This is a genomic window from Rhodoferax sp. UBA5149, from assembly GCF_002413825.1.
Classification (GTDB): domain Bacteria; phylum Pseudomonadota; class Gammaproteobacteria; order Burkholderiales; family Burkholderiaceae_C; genus Rhodoferax.
Genome location: NZ_DHXT01000011.1, coordinates 28495 through 29964, shown reverse-complemented (window position 1 = coordinate 29964; position 1470 = coordinate 28495). Strand labels below are relative to the sequence as shown.

At 59.3% G+C, this 1470-nt stretch carries 2 protein-coding genes; one reads left to right on the top strand and one right to left on the bottom strand.

From position 1 onward, the window contains the following. Positions 1–83: 83 nt before the first annotated feature. Complete coding sequence (locus B3V69_RS00765) at positions 84–1058, bottom strand: NADPH:quinone oxidoreductase family protein (RefSeq protein ID WP_296442879.1); 975 nt, start codon at positions 1056–1058, stop codon at positions 84–86. A gap of 122 nt (positions 1059–1180) precedes the next feature. Between B3V69_RS00765 and B3V69_RS00760 the strand changes: the two genes are divergently transcribed. Beyond that, a partial coding sequence (locus tag B3V69_RS00760; RefSeq protein ID WP_296442877.1) for a 5'/3'-nucleotidase SurE occupies positions 1181–1470 on the top strand: 290 nt, incomplete at its 3' end.

Genomic DNA, 1470 nt, shown 5'->3' with positions numbered 1-1470 from the left:
GAGCCCCATCAGCCACCCCAAACCATAAAAAATGCCCACATCAAGTGGGCATTTTTTTGTCTGAAGGTCTGACGCTGATCCGGTCAGTTCACCATCACCAGTTTGCCCTTGACGCCTCTGGAGCCCATGTGGGCAAAGGCGGCCTTGAGTTCAGCCATGGGCATGGCGCGGTCAATCACGGGTTTGATCTTGCCCTGGCCGTACCACTGGGCCAATTCCGTCATCATGGCCGTGTTGGCTTTCGGTTCGCGCTTGGCGAAATCGCCCCAGAACACGCCCACGATGGAGGCGCCCTTAAGCAAGGCCAGATTGAAGGGCAGGGCGGGGATGGGGCCGGATGCAAAACCCACCACCAGATAGCGCCCGCGCCAGGCGATGGAGCGGAAAGCGGGCTCGGCGAAATCGCCACCAACAGGGTCATAGATAACGTCGGGGCCTTTGCCCCCGGTCAGTGTTTTGACCGCTTCGCGCAGATTCTCTTTGGTGTAGTTGATCGTGGCGTCGGCCCCGATGGATGTGCACAGCGCGCATTTTTCATCGGTCGAGGCGGCGGCGATGACCCGGGCCCCGCAAGCTTTGGCGATCTGTATGGCCGACGTGCCCACGCCGCCGGCGGCGCCCAGTACCAGCACGGTTTCACCGGCCTTGAGTTGAGCCCGGTCCACCAGTGCGTGGTGGGAAGTGGCGTAGATCATGATGAAGGCGGCAGCGTCGACAAAAGGAAAGTCGGCTGGCAGCGGCATGCACAGTGCGGCCGGTGCCAAAGTATGTGTGCCAAAGCCGCCGGTGCCTGACAGGCAGGCCACGTGCTGGCCCACTTTCAGATGCGTGACGCCGTCGCCCACCGCCTGAATGACGCCCGCATACTCGGAGCCGGGCACAAAGGGCAGGGCTGGCTTCATCTGGTATTTGTTCTGCACGATCAGCAGATCAGGAAAATTCAGGCTGGCCGCCTTGATTTCGATCAGCACCTCACCCGCCTTGGGTTGCGGCGTGGGTATTTCTTTCCAGTTCAGGGCGTCAACGCCCACGGGGTTTTCACAAAGCCAGGCATGCATAGGGGAATCTCCAAAAAAGTTGAGTGAATGATAGGGGCAAGCCGTTTGGAAAAATGTCCCACGCGTGACCTTTGTGGCGGGAGCGGTCCGCCACCTACAATTCATACCAACTCTGGTTGAACATGAAAATTCTTATTTCCAATGACGACGGGTATCAGGCGCCGGGCGTCGTGGCGCTGTATGAAGCGCTGAAAGAAGTGGCCGACGTCGAGGTGATCGCGCCGGAACTGAACAACAGCGCCAAATCGAACGCCTTGAGCCTGCATTCTCCGCTGTATGTCACGCACGCCAGCAATGGTTTTCGCTACATCAATGGCACGCCAGCGGACTGCGTGCATATTGCGCTGACCGGATTGCTGGGCTACCGACCTGACCTGGTGGTCTCGGGCATCAACAACGGTGCCAATATGGG